Genomic DNA, 18,215 nt, shown 5'->3' on the forward strand with positions numbered 1-18,215 from the left:
CTTCGAGGGGAGTTGGCATGGCGGGTATGGAAACGGCGGGCGTGGGCGGCAAGGTCGGCGGGGTGATGGACAGCTTGCGGGACGCCTACGGAGACACCCTGGTGGAGCTGGGGAACGAGGGCGCCAACATCATCGTTTTCGACGCAGACCTGGCGTCATCCACCCGCACCAGCAGGTTCGCCAAGGCCTTCCCGGAGCGCTTCTTCGACATGGGGGCCGCCGAGCAGGGCATGGTGGCCGCCGCCGCAGGTGCGAGCACCACAGGCGTGGTGCCCTTCGTGAGCACTTTCGCCATGTTTGCCACGGGCCGGGCCTACGAGTTCGTGCGCCAGGCCGTGGGCGTGGGCCACCAGAACGTGAAGATCGTGGCCACCCACGCGGGCCTCACCGTGGGCGAGGACGGCGGCACCCACCAGTGCCTGGAGGACCTGGCCCTCATGCGGATGATCCCCGGCATGACGGTGATCTCGCCCGCGGACGGCATCGAAACCAAGCAGGTCATCCGCGCGGCCTACGCCCACCAGGGCCCCGTCTACGTCCGCCTCACCCGGGACAAGTTCCCCCGCATCCATGCAGAGGACTACCGCTTCCAGATCGGCAAGGCCGTGATGATGCGTCCCGGCACGGACGTGCTGCTGGTAGGCTGCGGCCTGGGCACTTCCATCTGCCTCGCCGCGGCGGAGATGCTGGCCGCCGAGGGCATCGAGGCCACGGTGCTGCACAGCCCCACGATCAAGCCCTTCGACCGCGAGACGCTGCTGAAGCTGGCGAAGGCCCACCGGGCCGTCGTCACCTGCGAGGAGCACCAGGCCCACGGCGGCCTGGGCGGCGTGGTGGCGGAGATCCTCTCCGAGGCCCATCCCATGCCTTTGCGGCGCGTGGGTGTGCAGGACCAGTTCGGCCAGAGCGGCAAACCTGAGAAGCTGCTGGAGGCCTACGGCATCACGCCCCAGGCCGTGGCCGCCGCCGCGAAGGCGGCCCTCTGATGGCCACCGAGACCTTCCAGGCCAGCCGCTGGACCCAGGGGAACCACCTGTTCGCCACCGTCATCGAGGTCACGGATACCGCCGTGATCCGCCGCAAGCGATCCTGGTTCACCGTGAACGAGATCAGCATCCACCTGTCGAAAGTGGCCAGCGTCCGCATCGAGACTGGGCTGCTCTGGTCCGACATCACCGTCGAAAGCACCGGCGGCAGCGACCCCTTGGCCAGCCATGGCCACACCAAGGCCGACGCCCGCCGCATCAAGGAGCTCATCGAAGCGGCCCAGAGCCGGGGAATGCGCTAGCCGGGGACGATCATGCAGCCAGCCGCGCCAGCGTCCCCGGATCCGGGATCTCCAGGGCCTTCCGGGGTTACCGTGCTGGCTGCCGGAGCCCAGATCGGCCGTTTCCAGGTGCAGGCTCTTCTCGGCCAAGGAGGCATGGGGGCGGTCTACCTGGCCTGGGATCCCGTGCTGGAGCGGCGGGTCGCGCTCAAGGCGATCCATCTGGGCGAGGATGGGAAGGCGTCGGCCAAGACCCGGTTCCGCCGCGAGGCCAAAGTGCTGGCCCAGCTCAACCATCGGAATGTCTGCCAAGTGCATGACTGGGTGGAGGCTCGGGGAAGTGCCTACATCGCCATGGAGTTCATCGAAGGGGAGATCCTGTCCAAGGTGGCGGAACGGCTGGATCTCCGGCGGAAGCTGCAGGTGCTCCGATCCATTGCCCACGCCTTGGAGGCGGCCCACGCCAAGGGGATCGTCCACCGGGACCTGAAGCCCAGCAATGTGATGGTCGATGCAGGCGGGCAGATCAAAGTCCTGGACTTCGGCCTGGCCAGACTGGTTGATTCGGCTTCGGCCCCTGGGGATGACCCGACCGGGGACGCCCCCCATCTTCTGAGGCTGCCCGAACCACCCGGTGGCGAGCCTACCGTGGTGGTCCCGGCGACGCCTGGCCCTGAGGAGAGAACCAGTGTCGGTTCGGCGTCTCCCTCGCCAGCCTCCTCCAGTTGGGGGGAGGTGACGGAGGCGGGCGTCTTCATGGGCAGCCCCACGTACGCCTCTCCCGAGCAGATGTGCGGGAAGCGTGTCGGCCCGCCGAGCGACGTGTTCTCCCTCGGCGTGGTGGCTTGGGAACTGCTGCTGGGGGACTACCCGTTCCCCGGCAAGGAGCGGGCGAGGATGACCGCCACCGTCCAGGGACAGCTCAAGCCGCTGCGGGGCCGTGGGCTACCCCGCCACCTGGGCGCCCTGCTGCGGGCGATGCTCCACCGGCATCCAGACAAACGGCCGACAAGTCGTCAGGTGGCCGAAGCCATTGACCATCACTTAGCGGGGAAGCCGGCGGTGTGGTGGGTCGCGGTGGCCCTGGTCGCCCTCGGCGCGGTGTTTGGAGGTGGCTACTACCTGTTCGGGCGCAGCATCATCGCGGATCTGGTCAAGGAGACTCCCCCCCGGATGGCGGTCATGCCGATCCGCAACGACACGGGGGACCCGGTCCTCGATGCCCAAGTCGGGGTGGGCCTGACGGAGCTGCTCGCGACGGCCCTGCAGGGCTCGCCCAACATGACCGTGGTGGAGCCCGAGTCCGTCAACCGGGTGATCTCCAACCTGCGGATCTCCCCGGCCGATGCCATGAAGCCGGCCAGCCAGCCCAGGATCGCGACGGCCCTGGGCGCGCAGCTGTTCCTCCGGGGCGCCCTGAGCCGGGATCCTGCCGGACAGGCGAACATGCTGACCTATGAGCTGGTGGACGGGGCCGGGCAGGCCCGTTTTTCCGGGGTCGTGCGGGCCCCCCGCCAGGGATCGTTCGCCCCCTACGAACTGGTGGATCCGGCGGCCAAGGACCTGCTCCACAAAGTGGACCCGCTCCGGTCGAACGCGGCCCAGAACCTGCCTGTCCCGCCTGGGGTCTTCGCGGCCTACGCCGAGGGGAAGGCCTTGTTCCTGAAGGGCGATTTCAAGGGCAGCGAGCCTCGCCTGCAGGAGGCAGCCATGCTGGCACCGGCCTTCTCCAGCGCCGTGTCGGCCTATGCCGCCTGCCTCCGCCGCCTCGGTCGGGATCAGGCGCCCGCTGTGGCCAACTGGGCGCTCATGTCCGCCAAGGCCACCGGGGACCGCTGGGCGGAGGGACGCGCCCTGGCTCTGAAGGCCTACCTGGCCAAAGATCTGGGGCACCTCGACGAATCCCAGAAGCTCCGGGAGGCCACCCTGACGCTTGCCCAGGCGGTGGGCGATCGGGATGGGGAGACCATCGCGTACAACCACCTGGGCCTGATCGCCGCCGAGCGGGGGAAAGACAAAGAAGCCGGCGAGTTCTATGAGCGCTCGCTCAAGCTCAGCCAGCAGACCGGAGATCAGGTGTACCTGTCTCTGGCCCAGAACAACCTGGCGAACCTCGCACTGAAGCGCGGGGATCTGGGTACGGCCGAGGCCCTCTACCGGAACAATCTGAGCCTGCAGCAGGCCCTCGGGAACCGCTGGGGTGAAGCCCTGGCCCAGAACAACCTGGGCGTAGTGGCGCTCATGACCCGGGATCTGCCGGCCGCCGAGAGCCGGCTGACCGCGGCCCTGACCATTCGCGAATCCGTGGGCGACCGGGTCGGGCGGATCACCTGTCTGAGGAACCTCGGCATCCTGGCCTTGATGAAAGGGGACGTGGCCGAGTCCGCCAGGTTCCATGGGCGCGCCCTGGATCTGGCGGAGGCTTCGGGGCTGCGGACCATCGAAGCCGAGTGCCGGTTTTACGTGGCTGAGCTGGATCGGCTTCAGCAGCGGTACTCCCAGGCCTTGGCCGGCTACCGGAAAGTCTTCGATCAACTCTCCGAGGGCGTGACCCCCGAGGTCCGGTGGAACGCCCAGGCCGCTGGCGCCGAGTGCCTGCTCCGCAAGCCCAGGCCCGACGTGAAGCAGGCCGAGGCACGGCTTCTGGCGATTCCCGCCAGAGAGGCGGACTCGCCCTACGTGCATCGGGCGAAGGCCTGGCTCGCTTCCCGGACGGGGCAACGCGACGTGGCCCTGGCGGAACTGGCCCGTGCCTCAGAGGACTCCCGCCGCCAGGCCCCGGAGATCCGAGCGGAACTCGAGACCCTGCGGGCCGCCCTCCTGGCAGAAGGCCGTTAGGCCCGTCAGGCGAACTTAGGCGCCCGCTTGCCCAGGAAAGCGGCCAGCCCCTCCAGGGCGTCGGGATGGTGCATGGCGGCCTTCATCTGCGCGCCTTCGGCCATCAGGCGGGCGCGGAGGCTCTCCGAATCCAGACCCTGGTTGCGCAGCAGTGTGGCCTTGATGCGGGCGAAGGTCTCAGTAGGCCCGGCCGCGAGGCGCTGCGCCAGGGTATCCACTGCGGCTTCCAGCCGCGCCGCAGGTTCCACGCGGTTGACCAGGCCCAAGGTCTGGGCCCGATCGGCGTCGAGGGTCTCGCCAATCAGCATCAGTTCCGCCGCGATGGCCGAGTTCACTAGGCGCGAGAGCATGACGCTGCCGCCCCAGTCCGGATGCAGGCCGATCTTGACGAAGGCCATGCCGAAGGCGGCCTCGGGTGTGGCGAGGCGCAAGTCCGCGCAGAGGGCCAGGCTCATGCCGGCTCCCGCAGCCGGTCCCTGCACCACGGCCACCACGGGTTTGGGCAGGGTGGCGAGGCCGTGGGCCACGGCGGCGCCCAGGTCCAGCAGCGCTTCCAGTTCCGTCCAGCGGCCTTCAGCCAGGGCCTTCGAGATCCAACCGAGGTCGCCCCCCGCGCAAAAGGCCCGGCCCGCCCCACGCAGAAACAGCGCCTTCACGCCGGGCGCCGCCGCCTTCGCCAGGGCCTCCTCGAAGCCCTCCTTCATCTCGGGAATCAGCGCGTTGAGCTTGTCAGGCCGATTCAGGGTCAAGGTCGCGATCCGGTCGTGCACGTCGAAGAGGATGGGGGTGGGCATGAACACTCCGGGTGACCACATGGGGGGTCATTCATAGTGCCCAAAGTCGGCGGCCAGCTCTACGGGGCCTTCAGGGGCTGGCCTCCTCCGGGGGGCCTCCGGAATCCGGGCATCCCAGGCTTCGCATTGCCTATCTCGCGAAGGAATCCCCCGACCTGTTCCGTTTCGCTTCATACATGGCGCTGTCGGCCTGGTTGATCAAGGCTTCCACAGTGGCGCCGTGGTTCGGGAACAGCGAGATCCCGATGCTGGCATGAATGCTTAGGCTGATGCTCTGGCCGCCCACCACCAGGTGGCAGGGCGCCTGGATCGCCTCGATCAGCTTGCCTGCGATGACGGTGACATCCCGTTCGTCCTTGACCTCCATCAGCAGGTACAGGAATTCATCGCCGCCATGGCGGCTGACGGTGTCGTCATCGCGGGTGCTTTCCCGCAGGCGGTCCGCGATGGTCCGCAACACGGCATCGCCGGCATCGTGTCCATACGAGTCGTTGATGGTCTTGAAGTCGTCCAAGTCCACGAACATCACGGCCAGGGTCCAGCCATGTCGGTAGGCCTGGGCCAAGCCATGTTCCAGGCGATCGTTGAACAAGCTGCGGTTGGGGAGGCCCGTCAGCAGGTCGTGGAGGGAGGCATGGCGATCCGCTTCCCCCTGTTCTTTGACAGCCGCCAACTCATCTTCCAGTTCGCTCCGCTCCTTGACTTCATCCTTCAGGGCCTGGTTCACGTCCGACAATTTCTCGGAGGCTTCCAGCACTTTTTCCTCGACGGCCTCGCTTTTCTCGAGGGCAGCCTCCATCCCAGGGCCACTGTTGCCGTCGGCGAGTTCCTGCTTGAGAGTCAGGTTGACCGAGGCCAGGTCCTCGGCACTGGCTGCCATCAATCCCTCGATGTGTTCGTTCTGTCCGAGCGCTTGGTCCAGGGACTTGGCAAGTCTGGTGTTTGCGGGTGTCGGCGTCATCGGATCAGTAGCCATGGGGTTCCTCGACTGGTTCCAGACGGTCTAGGCCATCGAATCCGCTGCGACTTTGGATGGGGGAGCCGGGTTTGATCCGGACGGGCACCTTCGTCGTTCCCTTGTCCCTATCTGGGACGCGGACCATCCCATCGCTCGCGGGACCATCCTCGGCGGAATGCATTTCCTGGGGGCTCGGACGCAAGAACAGGACCTCCCTATACGCTGGTTACGCGCCCATCAGGGCGCTGATGAGAGTTCAGAAGAAGGACGGGATGAAGGTGAAGCCCTTGTGCCTTCCTGATCTGCCTCCCTCGGACAGACCTATCCATGCAAACCGTAGTCCCATAATTAAACACAACATAATTAATGTTTATGGTCTTGCTGTGCTGAACCGGAGCGGCAATGACCGATCAAATTGATCCGCCTGGAGGTCAATTCGAAGGAGTACGGTCGCCAGAGCAGAGGACTTTCACAAACGCCGCGAACAGGTCCCGCGCGGCGTCTCCGGCGGGGCCTTTGAGGGTCACGAGGTTCTCGGGATGCCACTGGACGCCGAAGACCCAGCGCGTGGCGTCGATGGCTTCCACGGCTTCGATGATGGGACCGCTGACCGGGTGGGTCGTGTCCAGATGCCAGCCCACGGCCACGAGAGGCGGGGCCACGCGCTTCACGGCCTGATGGTGGCGGCTGTTCACGAGGAAGACATCCTCGCCCAGCAGCGCCCGCAGGCGGGAGCCCGGGGCCAGCTGCACGCGATGCCGCATGTCGGGGACGTCCGGGGTGCCGTGCTGGTGGCGGGATGGCTCGCAGCCGTAGTAGTCCGGCACATCCTGGCTCATGCTGCCGCCCAGGGCCACGTTGAGGATCTGTTCGCCGCGGCAGATGCCTAGGATGGGCAGGTTCCGCGTCCAGGCCGCCTGGATGAGCGGGATCTCGAAGGTGTCGCGGTCGGTGTCCACTTCGGCCTTGGGGTGGACGGCCTCGGCCTCGTCCCAGTGCCGCGGATGGATGTCGTCGCCACCTGTCAGCAAGAGGCCGGCGATCCCGGCCAGGTCCGGAACGGGGTCGCCGGGGGCCACCAATTGGATGGGCCCCGTCCAGCCAGCCGCCTTCAACGCGGGAAGGTAATGCTTCTCGGCGCCAGACTTGTTTTTACAGCTCACCAGAAGATTTGAGTTGCCGCTTGACATGGTCCTTCCCCGGGGAAATCCTCTCACCCTACCACCCCCTCAGATGGTCTGAGTCGACGGTGAGGCGGAGAGCTCCGCCGGTACAAAGGAGGACATCATGTCCGGTTCATTGAACAAAGTTCTGCTCATCGGCAACCTCGGGCGCGACCCCGAGCTGAAGTCCACGCCCTCGGGCCAGAGCGTCGCCCGCTTCTCCGTGGCCACCACGGAGACCTGGAAGAACCAGGCTGGCGAGAAGCAGAGCAAGACCGAGTGGCACAACATCGTCGTGTGGGGCAAGCAGGCCGAGATCGCCGAGAAGTACCTGCGCAAGGGCAAGCAGGTGATGGTGGAAGGCCGCATCCAGTACCGCGAGTACACCGGCCAGGACGGCGTGAAGAAGACCGCCTGCGACATCCGCTGCGACAACTTCGTCATGCTGGGCCGCATGGAGGACGGCGGCGGCAGCCGTGATTCCGGCGGCTACGGCGGCAAGGCGACCGGTGGCGGCTCCCAGGACTTCGAGGATCACGGCGCCCCCAGCCCCGCAGGCGGCAGCTTCCCGGATGACGACATTCCGTTCTGAGGGGTGGTGCCCCGCCGAGGGGTTCGGCACAGTTACCAAACGGCGCCCATGCGGGCGCCGTTTGGTAGATAGGGAAAGATCTTCCGGCGACGATGCCGCCGGTTGGAGCTAGATGCTCGGAGAAACCGGATTCTTCCCGTACAATGGTGGGTTCGGGAGTTTCCATGCTTGCAGTGCAGAACGTCACCATGCGCTATGGCGCGAAGATCCTCTTTGAGGACGTCACCACGACCTTCAACCCTGGCCGCCGCTACGGCCTGACGGGGCCGAACGGGTCGGGGAAGTCCACGTTCATGAAGATCCTCGCGGGCGAATTGGAACAGCAGATGGGGAACGTGATCCGTCCCCGCAAGATGGGCATCCTCCGCCAGGATCAGTTCGCCTTCGATCAGTTCCGGGTCATCGACACGGTGATCATGGGCAACGCGGGCCTCTGGAAGGCTCTGCAGGAGCGGGACGCCATCTACGAGAAGGCGGAGATGACGGATGAGGACGGCATGCGCGTGGCCGAGCTCGAGGGCGTGGTGGCCGACGAGGATGGCTACACGGCCGAAGCCGATGCGGCGGTCTTGCTGGACGGCCTCGGCATCCCGGAGTCCCTGCATGGGCGCAAGATGGGCGAGCTGCAGGGCGGGCAGAAGGTCCGCGTGCTGCTGTCCCAGGCCCTCTTCGGGAATCCCCAGGCCTTGCTGCTGGACGAGCCCACCAACCACCTGGATCTGGATTCCATCCACTGGTTGGAGGAATTCCTCATCCGCTACAAGGGCACGGTGGTGGTGATTTCCCACGACCGCCACTTCCTGAACAACGTCTGCACGCACATCGCCGACATCGACTACCAGACGATCATCCAGTACACCGGCGGCTACGACGACATGGTCATGGCCAAGATCCAGGTGCGGTCCCGCATCGAGTCGGACAACGCCCAGCGCGAAAAGAAGATCGCCCAGCTGAACGAGTTCATCCAGCGCTTCGCGGCGGGCACCCGCAGCAGCCAGGTGAACAGCCGCCGCAAGGAAGTGGAGCGACTCCAGCCCAGCGACCTGGCCCGCAGCAACATCCAGCGCCCTTTCATCAAGTTCAGCCAGGCGAAGCCCGGAGGCCGCTACGCGCTGGAATTCGAGGGCGTCAGAAAGGGCTACGACACGGATAAAGCCGGGAAGGGGGGCCGCCTCGAGGTCATCAAGGGCTTCTCGGCCATGGTGCAGCGGGGCGAGAAGGTGGCCCTCCTGGGCCGCAACGGCATCGGCAAGACCACGCTGCTGAACGCGCTGCTGGCCAACGCTCCCCAGGTCACCGAGCTGGGGCTGAAGCTGGATGGGGGCGAGGTGAAGTGGGGCCACGAGGCCAACGTGGGCTACTTCTCCCAGGATTTCGCCGAAAGCATCCCCAAGGGCTACGAGCTGGTGACCTGGCTGCACCAGTTCGACCCCGACGCCACCAAGGAGCAGATCCGCGGCGTCATGGGCCAGATGCTCTTCCGGGGCGAGGAAGGCAACAAGATGACGGACGTGCTCAGCGGCGGCGAATCCTGCCGCCTGCTCTTCTGCAAGCTGATGCTGCAGAAGCCCAACATCCTGGTGCTGGACGAACCCACCAACCATCTGGATCTGGAAGCCGTCATCGCCCTGAACGATGCCCTGCAGCGGTATGAAGGGACCATCCTCCTGGTGACCCACGATGAAGACATCATCGACGAGGTGGCCACCCGCATCTGGCACCTCACCGACGACGGCATCGAGGATTTCCAGGGCACCTACGCGGAGTACGGCGCGCCGCTGGGGCGCTGAACCGCCAAGCCTTCTGCGAGGAACCCTTCCAGTTCCGGCCGAAGGCCTACCTCGCTAGTGCTTTGGGCCTATCTTGCCTAGTGATTGAGTGGTTTATACTGAGTCCAGGTCTATTTTGACCTCTGACCTGTTGAAGAGGACCCTTCGTGACGTTTCGGCAGGGAACCAGGAACACCTCTTCCGATGAACCCACGGATCCCGGCGGGTCGGGCAAGTCGGCTTCGCGCGTCACCCGGCTCCTGCGGGAACTGGAGAACTTTAAGCGGGCCCTGGATGAGCACGCCATCGTGGCGGTGACCGACGCCCGGGGCCGGATCACCTACGTGAACGAAAAATTCTGTGCCATCTCCAAGTACTCCCGCGAAGAGCTGCTGGGCCAGGATCACCGGATCATCAATTCGGGACATCATCCCAAGGCGTTCATGGCGCAGTTGTGGAAGACGATCCAGGCTGGGAAGGTCTGGAAGGGTGAGATCAAGAACCGAGCGAAGGACGGGAGTCCCTACTGGGTGGACACCACCATCGTCCCGTTCCTGGGCGAGGGCGGCGTGCCGGTGCAGTTCGTGGCCATCCGGGCGGACATCACCCAGCGGAAAGAGGCGGAGGAGGCCCTGCGCCAGACCCAGAAACTGGAGAGCCTCGGCGTCCTGTCCGGCGGCATCGCCCACGACTTCAACAACCTGCTCACCACCATCCTTGGCAACGCGAATCTGGGGGCGATGAAGCTGCCGCCGGAGAGCCCGGCCCTGCCTTATCTGCACCAGATCGAGCAGGCCACGCTGCGGGCCGCGGACTTGACCCGGCAGCTGCTGGCCTATGCGGGGAAGGGCCAATTGCAGGTCATTGATGTGGATCTGAACCGCCTGGTGCTGGAAATGACTCAGCTCCTCACGGTGTCCATCTCCAAGAAGGCGATGGTGCGGTATGACCTTGCTCCCGGGCTGCCGCACATCTCCGCGGATCCGTCGCAAATGCAGCAGCTCGTCATGAACCTGGTCACCAACGCGTCCGAGGCCATCGGGGACGAGATCAGTGGCCTCATCACCATCCGGACCGGCCTCCAGGCGGTGGACGAGGCCTACAACGGCGGCCTGCTGCCCGCCCTGCCACTCACCGCCGGGAGCTACGTGACCCTGGAGGTGAGCGACACTGGCTGCGGCATGGCGCCAGAGGTGCGGGACCGGATCTTCGATCCCTTCTTCACCACCAAGTTCACGGGGCGGGGGCTGGGCCTCTCCGCCATGCTGGGCATCCTGCGGAGCCATCACGGCAGCCTCAAGGTCTACAGCGAGCCGGGCCGAGGTTCAGTCTTCAAGCTGTTCCTTCCGGCCCTGGTCCCCGCGGCCGAGACGCCCCTGCTCCCGGCGAGGGATGTGGGTTGGCAGGGTCGGGGCATCCTCCTGCTGGTCGATGACGAGCCCGGAGCCCGTGGTGTGGCCCGGGATCTGGCCGAGAACCTGGGCTTCCAGGTCCTGGAGGCCGCGGATGGCCAGGAAGCCGTCGGCCTGTTCGAGTTGCGTCATCGGGAGATCACCGCGGTGCTGATGGACCTGACCATGCCCCATCTGGACGGGCGGCAGGCCTTCCTCCGGATGCACGCGGTGGATCCGGGCGTCCCGGTGGTGCTCACCAGCGGCTACAGCGAACAGGACGTGCTGGCGGATTTCCTGGGCCGCGGCCTGGCCGGGTTCCTCGCAAAGCCCTACCAGAGCGGGCAGTTCCTGGCGGTGCTGCGGCAGGCCGTGGAAGGGGACTAGGCCGAGGGTTGCAGCAGCAGCCGCAACACCTCTTCGGCCACCTTCAGCCCCACGATGGCGGGCATGTAGGAGATGGTGCCCACGGGGCGGCGCTGGCGTCCGGGACCACGGTGGGGTTCGATGTCGATGGGGTTCGCTGGGCGCTTGTTGTCGGCGGGCTCCAGCGAATAGACGCAGCGGATGCCCTTCGTGATGCCCACCTTGCGCAGCTCCTTCCGGACGCGGGCGGCGAGAGGGCAGAGGCGGGTTTCACTGAGGTCACCCACGAAAAGCCGACTGCTGTCCGTGCGTCCTCCCGCGCCCATGGCCGAGATGATCGGCAGGCCCTGCTCATGGGCGGTTTGCATGAGGGCCACCTTGCAGGTCATGGAGTCGATGGCGTCGATCATCACGTCGGGCCTTGGTGTCAGCAGGTCCGGCAGGGTGTCGGTGTGGATGAAGGTGACGCGGGGCTCCACGTCGCAGTCGGGGTTGATGTCCCGCACGCGAGCGGCGGCCACCTCGGCCTTGGGCAGGCCGATGGTGGAGCGCAGGGCGTAGAGCTGCCGATTGAGGTTGCTGGGGCCGATGACATCGTGGTCCACCAGGCGCAGGTGGCCCACGCCGGCGCGGGCCAGGGCCTCTACCGCGAACGAGCCCACGCCGCCCAGGCCGAAAATGGTGACGCGGGAGGCGCGCAACCGTTCCAGTGCCGCTTCGCCAAGCAGCAGCTCACTGCGGGAATACCACCTCATGCCATAACTCCCTGAAACAACGGCTGCCATTGTCCCAGGTCAGGAGTTCCAGTTCCGCCACGGGGATGCCACGGATTCTCGCGGCCGTCTCGAAGACGTGCTCCAGTTCCGAAGCGCCATCCGTCTCCAGGAGAAGGTGGTCGGAGGATACGGCCCGCAAGGTTTCCCGCAAGCTCAGGCGATCCGGTTTCTGGATGTCGCCGGAGAACGACAGGAAGACGCCCATGGCCTGGAGTTCCCGGGCGATCTCCAGGCTTCCGGAATAGGCGTGGACCATGGCGCCGCTGGCAGGCACACCCTCTTCACGGAGAACGTCCAGAAGGGCCCCCCAGGCCTTGACGACATGCAGAGCAACCGGTCGCCGCAGGACACGAGCCAGCTGCAGCTGGACGCGCAGCGCCGATTCCTGGGCGTCCCGGTCCGCTTCCTTCCGGGCAAAGTCGAGCCCGCACTCTCCCAGGCCTGCGGGAGTGGAGCGCAGCAGGCCTTCGAGCCGTGCCGCCCACCCCGGGGCGGCATCTTCCACGAACCAGGGGTGCAGGCCGAGCATGGGGAGCACCTGGCCATGGGAAGCCGCATGGGCCAGGACCGCCGGCCAGTCTGCTTCACAGGTGCCACAGACCACCCGGCGATGGTCCCTGCGCAGGACCGGCCCTTCCAGGGCACCGACTCTGGGCAGGTGGCTGTGGGCATCAAAAAGGGGGGGCATGGGCTCGCTCGTCGGATGGGGTGGGCGATCTGGGATCCTCCCTTCCATGATAGGCGAGGGGATCGAACATGACATGAAATGATATGCCAGTACATCGGCCTGCGGATTGATTAACGATGGGCAAAAACAGGTAACATCCTGAACATATTCGCTGAATTCAACCATTCGTGGCGCCAACCAGGAGGTTGAACGTGAATCGCCTCCTCTTGGCGCGGATGATCCGGGCCATGCCCGAGGGACAGAGACCGGGCCCAGGCTGTGAGAAACGGGTGGATCGGGGTCCCGTAGGGCACAACATGGGCACAACTGGTAATCTGGAAGCTACGTAAGTGCCGTGGGTCCCGTAGCTCAGCTGGATAGAGCAGCTCCCTCCTAAGGAGCAGGTCGTGCGTTCAAATCGCATCGGGGCCACCATTTGAGTTGCTTCCTTTCCCCTTCTTCCCACGTCCGAACAGAAGCTCCTTGGGAGCTTCTGTTCGGATGCGGAAACGATGGGAGGGATCTGAAGCGATCAGTGGATGGGCGCGTAGGCCAGCCCGGCGCCGGGAGCGAGGAAGACGGCTTCGTGATCGAGGAGGCCCACCAGCCGGTGGCCATCGGCGAGGGTGGTGGGGATCCACTCCAGGGCGCCGTTGCGCAGGTCGAACCGGGCGAGCATCAGGCCCTTGGATTCGGGCGCGCCGCAGGACTTGACCTGGCTGGGGGCGAAGACACCGAAGATCACGTCCTTGCCCGCCCAGGAGAGCAGAGGCCCGCGGCCCACAGATCCCAGCACGGCGCGGCCGGGCAGGGCTTCGTGGCAGGTGAAGAAGGTCTGGCCGGGCTCCTTGGGGCCCTTGATGGGATCCAGGACGGTGAAGGCCAGGCTGGCGCCCTCCGCCAGGTAGACCGTGCCGTCCACGCCCAGGGCCATGCGGTTGAGGGGCACCAGCAGGGGCTGGGCCGCGGCGTCCTTCAGTTGAGAGCGATCGCCGTAAGTCCAGAGCACCCCGCCGGTCCTGAGGTCGCGCTTCTCCAAGCAGGGTTTCAGGGTGCGGTAGAGGATGAGGATGCCTTCGCGGCCCACGGCGATGTCCTCGACCGGGGCGGGGAGCGCCGAGGCGCTCTCGATCTGTCCATCCTTGTTGAGGATGACCAGGCGCCCGTCACAGACCATCCAGGTCCGGCTGTAGGAATCCATCACCCAGCGCTCGGGGACTGCCTCGCAGGCAGGAGCCACGGGAGCCTGCTGGGGCACGGGTTTGGGCGCTGTGGTCGAGGGCCGCTGGCGATGCGGAATGCCGTACAGCAGCGCGCCCGCGGCGTCATAGTCGGTCGCGATGGGCCCCGCCTTGGCGGCCGGGGCGGTCTTTGCGATCGGTGCGGGCTTGCGGACCTCGGGAAGGGTGATCGGCAAGGTGGACAGGAGACCGCTGCCCTTCATCCAGGCCCGCAGCGATCGGGTGGCCGGATCAAAGAACACCAGGGACCCATCCACTTCCTGATAGGCCCATCCCCCGGCGATGCGCGTGGGGTCCCATCCCTGGGCTGGGGCCTGGGCGCGCAGAGGGCTCAGACCACAGAGGGCCAAGGCGGCAAGAAGGAAGGTCAGAAGGCGGAGTCTCATATATTACCTGCCTATATTTTATTATGCCCATGCAAGACTGCAGTTGAATCCCTTTGGCTGTGACGAAGCGCACGATTTATTCCAAGGATGTCGATGTCCATTGATTCCTCCCTGGCCCGTCCATGACCCCGAACTTCTTGCGATGATGAAGGTTTCCCGAGGGGCCCGTGACGCGATCCCAGCTGAAGGACGAAGTCTTCATGAACATGGCGCTGGAACTCAGCCGCCTTGGGACCTGCTGCCGCCTCCAGGTGGGCGCAGTCCTGCTGCGGGGCGATGGCGGCATCGCGGCGGCGGGCTTCAACGGGGCGCTGCCGGGCATGCCCCACTGCACGCCGGAGACCTGCAAGCCCGGTCAGCGCTGCCTGCATACGAGCCACGCGGAGGAGAACGCGCTGGGCTTCTGCGATGGCCCCGTGGCCACGGCTTTCGTCACGCACGAGCCCTGCCTCATCTGCTGCCGGGCCCTGGTGCGCCGGGGCATCCGCCGGGTGGTGTTCCGTCACCCCTACACGAGCATCGCGGAGCAGGAGCGGCTGGAGCGCCAGCACATCCTCGACCACTTCGGCGTGAAGTGGGAGCAGCACGGCCAGCCTTGAACTCCAGGGCAGGTGGCGCATACTTCTGACCGCCCCTTCCTTCAGGAGACAAGCTGGTGACCGGAACCCTCATCCGCCTGCGGGTGAATGGCCGCGACGTCGTGGCACAGGTGGGAACCATGCTGCTGGAGGCCTGCCGACAGAACGGCATCGAGATTCCCACCCTCTGCTCGGATCCGCGGCTGAAGCCGGCCTCCAGCTGCCGGCTGTGCGAGGTGGAGGTGAAGGGCCGCGAACGCCCCCCATGCGCTTGCGCCACACCCGTGGAGGAGGGCATGGAGGTGGCGACCCACACCCCAGCACTGGAGGACTTCCGCCGCGCCATGCTGGAGCGCCTGGCCGAGCGCATTCCGGCGGAAGATCCGGCCAGGATGGCGGGCAAGCCTTTCCGGAGGCTGTTGGACACCTATGGTGTGGCGCCTTCGGGCGTGCGGCGGCCGGAGGCGAAGCATCCAGACCATCCGTACCTGGACGTGGACCTCTCCTGGTGCGTAGCCTGCGGCCGCTGCGTCCGCATCTGCGACGAGGTGCAGGGGCAGAACATCTGGACGTTCACGGGGCGCGGAGGAGACCTGGCCTTGGCGCCGGAGCTTGCACCCGGCCTGCGGGAGAGTGCCTGCGTGAGCTGTGGTGCCTGCGCCGACACCTGCCCCACGGGGGCCATCGAGGATGTCTCACGGTTGGCGGTGGGGCTTCCAGAGCGCTGGGTGCGCACCACCTGCCCCTACTGCGGCACCGGCTGCGAACTGGATATAGGTGTGAAGGATGGATACATCACCGAGGCGCGTCCGGTGCTTGCCTCGCCGGTGAACCGCGGGCATCTCTGCGTGAAGGGACGATACGGCTGGGGTTTCAACGATGCGCCCGACCGGATCACGGAGCCGATGATCCGGCGGAACGGGACCTGGGAATCGGCCACCTGGGACCAGGCGTTGGAGGCCGCGGCCTCCGCTCTCCGCTCGGCCCGCCTGACCGGTGGCCCTGGCGCCATCGGCGTGCTCGCTTCCAGCCGCTCCACCAACGAGGAGAACTACCTGACGCAGAAATTTGCGCGCCTCGCGCTGGGCACACACAACGTGGACTGTTGTGCCCGGGTCTGCCACGCGCCCAGTGCCGCGGGCCTTGGCCAGACCTTCGGCACCGGGGCGGCCACCAACAGCTACGCGGACATCGAACTCACCGGACTGCTGATGGTGGTGGGCGCCAACCCCACCGAGAACCATCCCATCGTCGGAGCCCGCATCCGCCAGCGCGCTCGGGCCGGTGTGCCCCTCATCGTGATCGATCCCCGGCGCACGGAGCTGGCGGATCTGGCCACGGTCCACCTCACGCCGCGACCCGGCACGAACCTGCCCCTGCTCCAAGCCATGGCGAACCTGATCCTCGGTGAGGGGCTCGCGGACCTGGACTTCCTCGCCGCCCGCACTCAGGACCTGGAAGCCTACACGGCTTCTCTGCAGGCGTGGACGCCCGAGCGGGCGGGCGCCATCTGCGGGATCGAGCCAGAGGCCATCCGGCGCGCGGCGCGCCTCTACGCCACGGTGCGGCCCGCGATGATCTTCCATGGCCTGGGCGTCACCGAGCACCGTCAGGGGACGGACGGCGTATCGGCCCTGGCGCATCTCGCCCTGCTCACGGGGAACGTGGGCATTCCCGGTGCCGGCGTGAATCCCCTGCGGGGCCAGAACAACGTCCAGGGCAGTGCCCAGATGGGTTGCGAGCCGTCGCGGCTCACCGGCTACCAGAAGGTGGCCCAGGCCCGAGGCACCCATGCACAAGTGTGGGGGGCCGAACTGCCCCATGAGCCGGGACTCAACGCTCTGGAAATGATCGACGCCGCCGGAGAAGGGCGGTTGAAGGCCCTGCTGGTGATCGGCTACGACCCCCTGCTCAGCCACCCCGGCGCGCGGGAGACGGCAGAGAACCTGAACGGGTTGGATGCCCTCATCGTGGTGGATCTGTTCCTCACCGAGACGGCCAAGGCCTTCGGCACGGTCTTTCTGCCCGCCGCCAGCCCCTTCGAGAAGGAAGGCACTTTCATGAACGGTGAGCGGCGCGTCCAACGCATCCGCCGGGTGGTGGCGCCGAAGGGGGAAAGCCGCACCGACCTGGCGATCCTGGGTGCCCTCGCGGAGCGGCTCGGCGCCGGACAGCATTTCCGGCACCCGGATGCCGCCGCCGTCTGGGACGAGGCACGCCAGGTCTGGCCGGCCATCGCCGGCATCAGCCATGAGCGGCTGGATCGCGTGGGAGGGATCCAGTGGCCCTGCCCCGCGGAGGACCACCCGGGCACCCCAGTGCTTCACGCGGACGGTTTCCCGGGGGGGCGGGCGACCTTCCGGCCCCTGGCCTGGACGCCCAGCGCTGAGCGGCCCGATGAGGCGTTCCCCTTCCTGTTGAACACCGGGCGCAGCCTCTTCCACTTCAACGCCGCCACCATGACCGGGCGGACCCGCAACCACGAACTTCGGGCGGATGACGAGCTGGAGCTCCATCCCGACGACGCGGCGGACCTGGGCCTCGCCGCAGGGGACGCGGTCCAGGTGCAGAGCCGCCACGGGGCCTTCACCCTCCGCGCCCGTCCCACGGAGCGAGTGCGGCGGGGCGAGCCCTTCGCCACCTTCCACGCGGTGGCCGCCTACGTGAACCTGGCCACAGGCCCGGGTCGGGACACGGTCACCGGGACGCCGGAGTACAAAGTCACCGCGGTGAACCTGCGCGCAGCCATCGGTCCTGGGAGCCGGTAATCTGGGACATGCTCAGCCACGCCGCCAGCCCCAACCCGCGCACCTTTCGCGAGAATCGCTTCCTCCAGGTTCTCTGCCTGGCCTACGGACTCGTCTGGATGGTGGCGGCCATCCGGCCGCTCTATCCCAGCGACTGGCGGATGGAGAACCTGTTGGTGGTGCTCGCGGTGGGCGGCCTGGGGTGGACGTACCGCCGTTTCCCGCTGTCGGATCTCAGCTATCTGTTGATCGCCGTGTTCCTCACCCTGCATGCGGTGGGAGCCCACTACACCTATGCCAACGTTCCGCTCGGCTTCTGGATGAAGGCGCAATGGGGATTGACGCGGAATCCCTTTGACCGCATCGTCCACTTCAGTTTCGGCCTGCTGCTCGCCTATCCCGTGCGCGAGGTGTTCATGCGGGTGGCCCGCACCCGCGGTTTCTGGAACTACTACCTGCCCCTGGACGTGGTGCTGGCGGCCTCCGCCGTCTACGAGATCATCGAGAGCATCACGGCCCGCCTCGCCGCGCCGGAGCTGGGCGATGCTTTTCTGGGCACGCAGGGGGATATCTGGGACGCCCAGAAGGACATGACCGCCGCGGCGATCGGCGCCGTCCTCACCATGCTCGTGGTGGTCCTGGTGAGGCGGTTGAGGCAAATGCCCGAACCCGCCGATTGAAC

15 protein-coding genes and 1 tRNA gene are annotated in these 18,215 nt (G+C 66.6%); 10 read left to right on the top strand and 6 right to left on the bottom strand.

Annotation, left to right across the window (positions count from 1 at the left end; all coding sequences use genetic code 11):
- Nucleotides 1–17 precede the first annotated feature (17 nt).
- From NOV74_RS10395 to NOV74_RS10405, 3 genes are all read left to right on the top strand, one after another.
- The gene (locus NOV74_RS10395; RefSeq protein ID WP_257311948.1) at nucleotides 18–986 is read left to right on the top strand and encodes a transketolase family protein; all 969 of its coding nucleotides are present in this window, start codon (nucleotides 18–20) and stop codon (nucleotides 984–986) included.
- The gene (locus NOV74_RS10400; RefSeq protein WP_257311951.1) at nucleotides 986–1,288 is read left to right on the top strand and encodes a PH domain-containing protein; all 303 of its coding nucleotides are present in this window, start codon (nucleotides 986–988) and stop codon (nucleotides 1,286–1,288) included. The genes NOV74_RS10395 and NOV74_RS10400 overlap by 1 nt, the downstream gene beginning before the upstream one ends.
- Before the next feature lie 72 nt (nucleotides 1,289–1,360).
- Nucleotides 1,361–4,105 carry a protein kinase domain-containing protein gene (locus tag NOV74_RS10405; protein ID WP_257311955.1) on the top strand — a complete coding sequence of 915 codons (2,745 nt, stop codon included), beginning with the start codon at nucleotides 1,361–1,363 and terminating at the stop codon, nucleotides 4,103–4,105.
- Between the two features lie 5 nt (nucleotides 4,106–4,110).
- Here the strand turns inward: NOV74_RS10405 and NOV74_RS10410 are convergent, their stop codons facing one another.
- From NOV74_RS10410 to NOV74_RS10420, 3 genes are all read right to left on the bottom strand, one after another.
- A complete protein-coding gene (locus tag NOV74_RS10410) occupies nucleotides 4,111–4,899 on the bottom strand; it encodes an enoyl-CoA hydratase/isomerase family protein (RefSeq protein ID WP_257311957.1) in 789 nt (262 codons plus the stop codon).
- A gap of 130 nt (nucleotides 4,900–5,029) precedes the next feature.
- Nucleotides 5,030–5,875 carry a GGDEF domain-containing protein gene (locus NOV74_RS10415; protein ID WP_257311960.1) on the bottom strand — a complete coding sequence of 282 codons (846 nt, stop codon included), beginning with the start codon at nucleotides 5,873–5,875 and terminating at the stop codon, nucleotides 5,030–5,032.
- A 413-nt stretch (nucleotides 5,876–6,288) separates the two neighbouring features.
- A complete protein-coding gene (locus NOV74_RS10420; RefSeq protein ID WP_257311963.1) occupies nucleotides 6,289–7,020 on the bottom strand; it encodes a gamma-glutamyl-gamma-aminobutyrate hydrolase family protein in 732 nt (243 codons plus the stop codon).
- A 124-nt stretch (nucleotides 7,021–7,144) separates the two neighbouring features.
- Here NOV74_RS10420 and NOV74_RS10425 point away from each other — a divergent pair, with 124 nt between their 5' ends.
- The 3 genes from NOV74_RS10425 (at nucleotide 7,145) to NOV74_RS10435 (ending at nucleotide 11,159) form a co-directional block, all read left to right on the top strand.
- Nucleotides 7,145–7,612, top strand: coding sequence for a single-stranded DNA-binding protein (locus NOV74_RS10425; protein WP_257311965.1), 468 nt, complete (start codon nucleotides 7,145–7,147; stop codon nucleotides 7,610–7,612).
- A 164-nt stretch (nucleotides 7,613–7,776) separates the two neighbouring features.
- Nucleotides 7,777–9,402 carry an ATP-binding cassette domain-containing protein gene (locus tag NOV74_RS10430; RefSeq protein ID WP_257311967.1) on the top strand — a complete coding sequence of 542 codons (1,626 nt, stop codon included), beginning with the start codon at nucleotides 7,777–7,779 and terminating at the stop codon, nucleotides 9,400–9,402.
- 146 nt (nucleotides 9,403–9,548) lie between these two features.
- A complete protein-coding gene (locus NOV74_RS10435; RefSeq protein ID WP_257311970.1) occupies nucleotides 9,549–11,159 on the top strand; it encodes a hybrid sensor histidine kinase/response regulator in 1,611 nt (536 codons plus the stop codon).
- On the opposite strand, the gene NOV74_RS10440 is transcribed toward NOV74_RS10435, so the two are convergent.
- Nucleotides 11,156–11,893 (bottom strand): tRNA threonylcarbamoyladenosine dehydratase, encoded by a 738-nt coding sequence (locus NOV74_RS10440; RefSeq protein WP_257311972.1) that lies wholly within the window; start codon nucleotides 11,891–11,893, stop codon nucleotides 11,156–11,158. The genes NOV74_RS10435 and NOV74_RS10440 overlap by 4 nt on opposite strands.
- Nucleotides 11,871–12,602 (bottom strand): TatD family hydrolase, encoded by a 732-nt coding sequence (locus NOV74_RS10445; RefSeq protein WP_257311976.1) that lies wholly within the window; start codon nucleotides 12,600–12,602, stop codon nucleotides 11,871–11,873. The genes NOV74_RS10440 and NOV74_RS10445 overlap by 23 nt, the downstream gene beginning before the upstream one ends.
- 337 nt (nucleotides 12,603–12,939) lie before the next feature.
- Here NOV74_RS10445 and NOV74_RS10450 point away from each other — a divergent pair.
- Nucleotides 12,940–13,016, top strand: a tRNA-Arg gene (locus tag NOV74_RS10450).
- A gap of 97 nt (nucleotides 13,017–13,113) precedes the next feature.
- Here NOV74_RS10450 and NOV74_RS10455 read toward each other — a convergent pair.
- Nucleotides 13,114–14,208, bottom strand: a complete 1,095-nt coding sequence (locus NOV74_RS10455) for a hypothetical protein (RefSeq protein WP_257311979.1) — start codon at nucleotides 14,206–14,208, stop codon at nucleotides 13,114–13,116.
- A 167-nt stretch (nucleotides 14,209–14,375) separates the two neighbouring features.
- On the opposite strand from NOV74_RS10455, the gene NOV74_RS10460 reads away from it, so the two are divergent.
- The 3 genes from NOV74_RS10460 to NOV74_RS10470 are packed head-to-tail and all read left to right on the top strand — an operon-like array spanning nucleotide 14,376 to nucleotide 18,213.
- Entirely contained in the window at nucleotides 14,376–14,807 is a 432-nt protein-coding gene (locus NOV74_RS10460) for a deoxycytidylate deaminase (RefSeq protein ID WP_257311983.1), read from the top strand.
- Nucleotides 14,808–14,863: 56 nt separating this feature from the next.
- Nucleotides 14,864–17,554 (top strand): formate dehydrogenase subunit alpha, encoded by a 2,691-nt coding sequence (fdhF, locus tag NOV74_RS10465; RefSeq protein ID WP_257311986.1) that lies wholly within the window; start codon nucleotides 14,864–14,866, stop codon nucleotides 17,552–17,554.
- An 8-nt stretch (nucleotides 17,555–17,562) separates the two neighbouring features.
- Nucleotides 17,563–18,213: a DUF2238 domain-containing protein gene (locus NOV74_RS10470; RefSeq protein ID WP_257311989.1), complete on the top strand. Its 651-nt coding sequence runs from the start codon at nucleotides 17,563–17,565 to the stop codon at nucleotides 18,211–18,213.
- The last annotated feature ends 2 nt before the right edge of the window (nucleotides 18,214–18,215 follow it).

It is taken from the genome of Geothrix fuzhouensis, assembly GCF_024609325.1.
Taxonomy (GTDB): domain Bacteria; phylum Acidobacteriota; class Holophagae; order Holophagales; family Holophagaceae; genus Geothrix; species Geothrix fuzhouensis.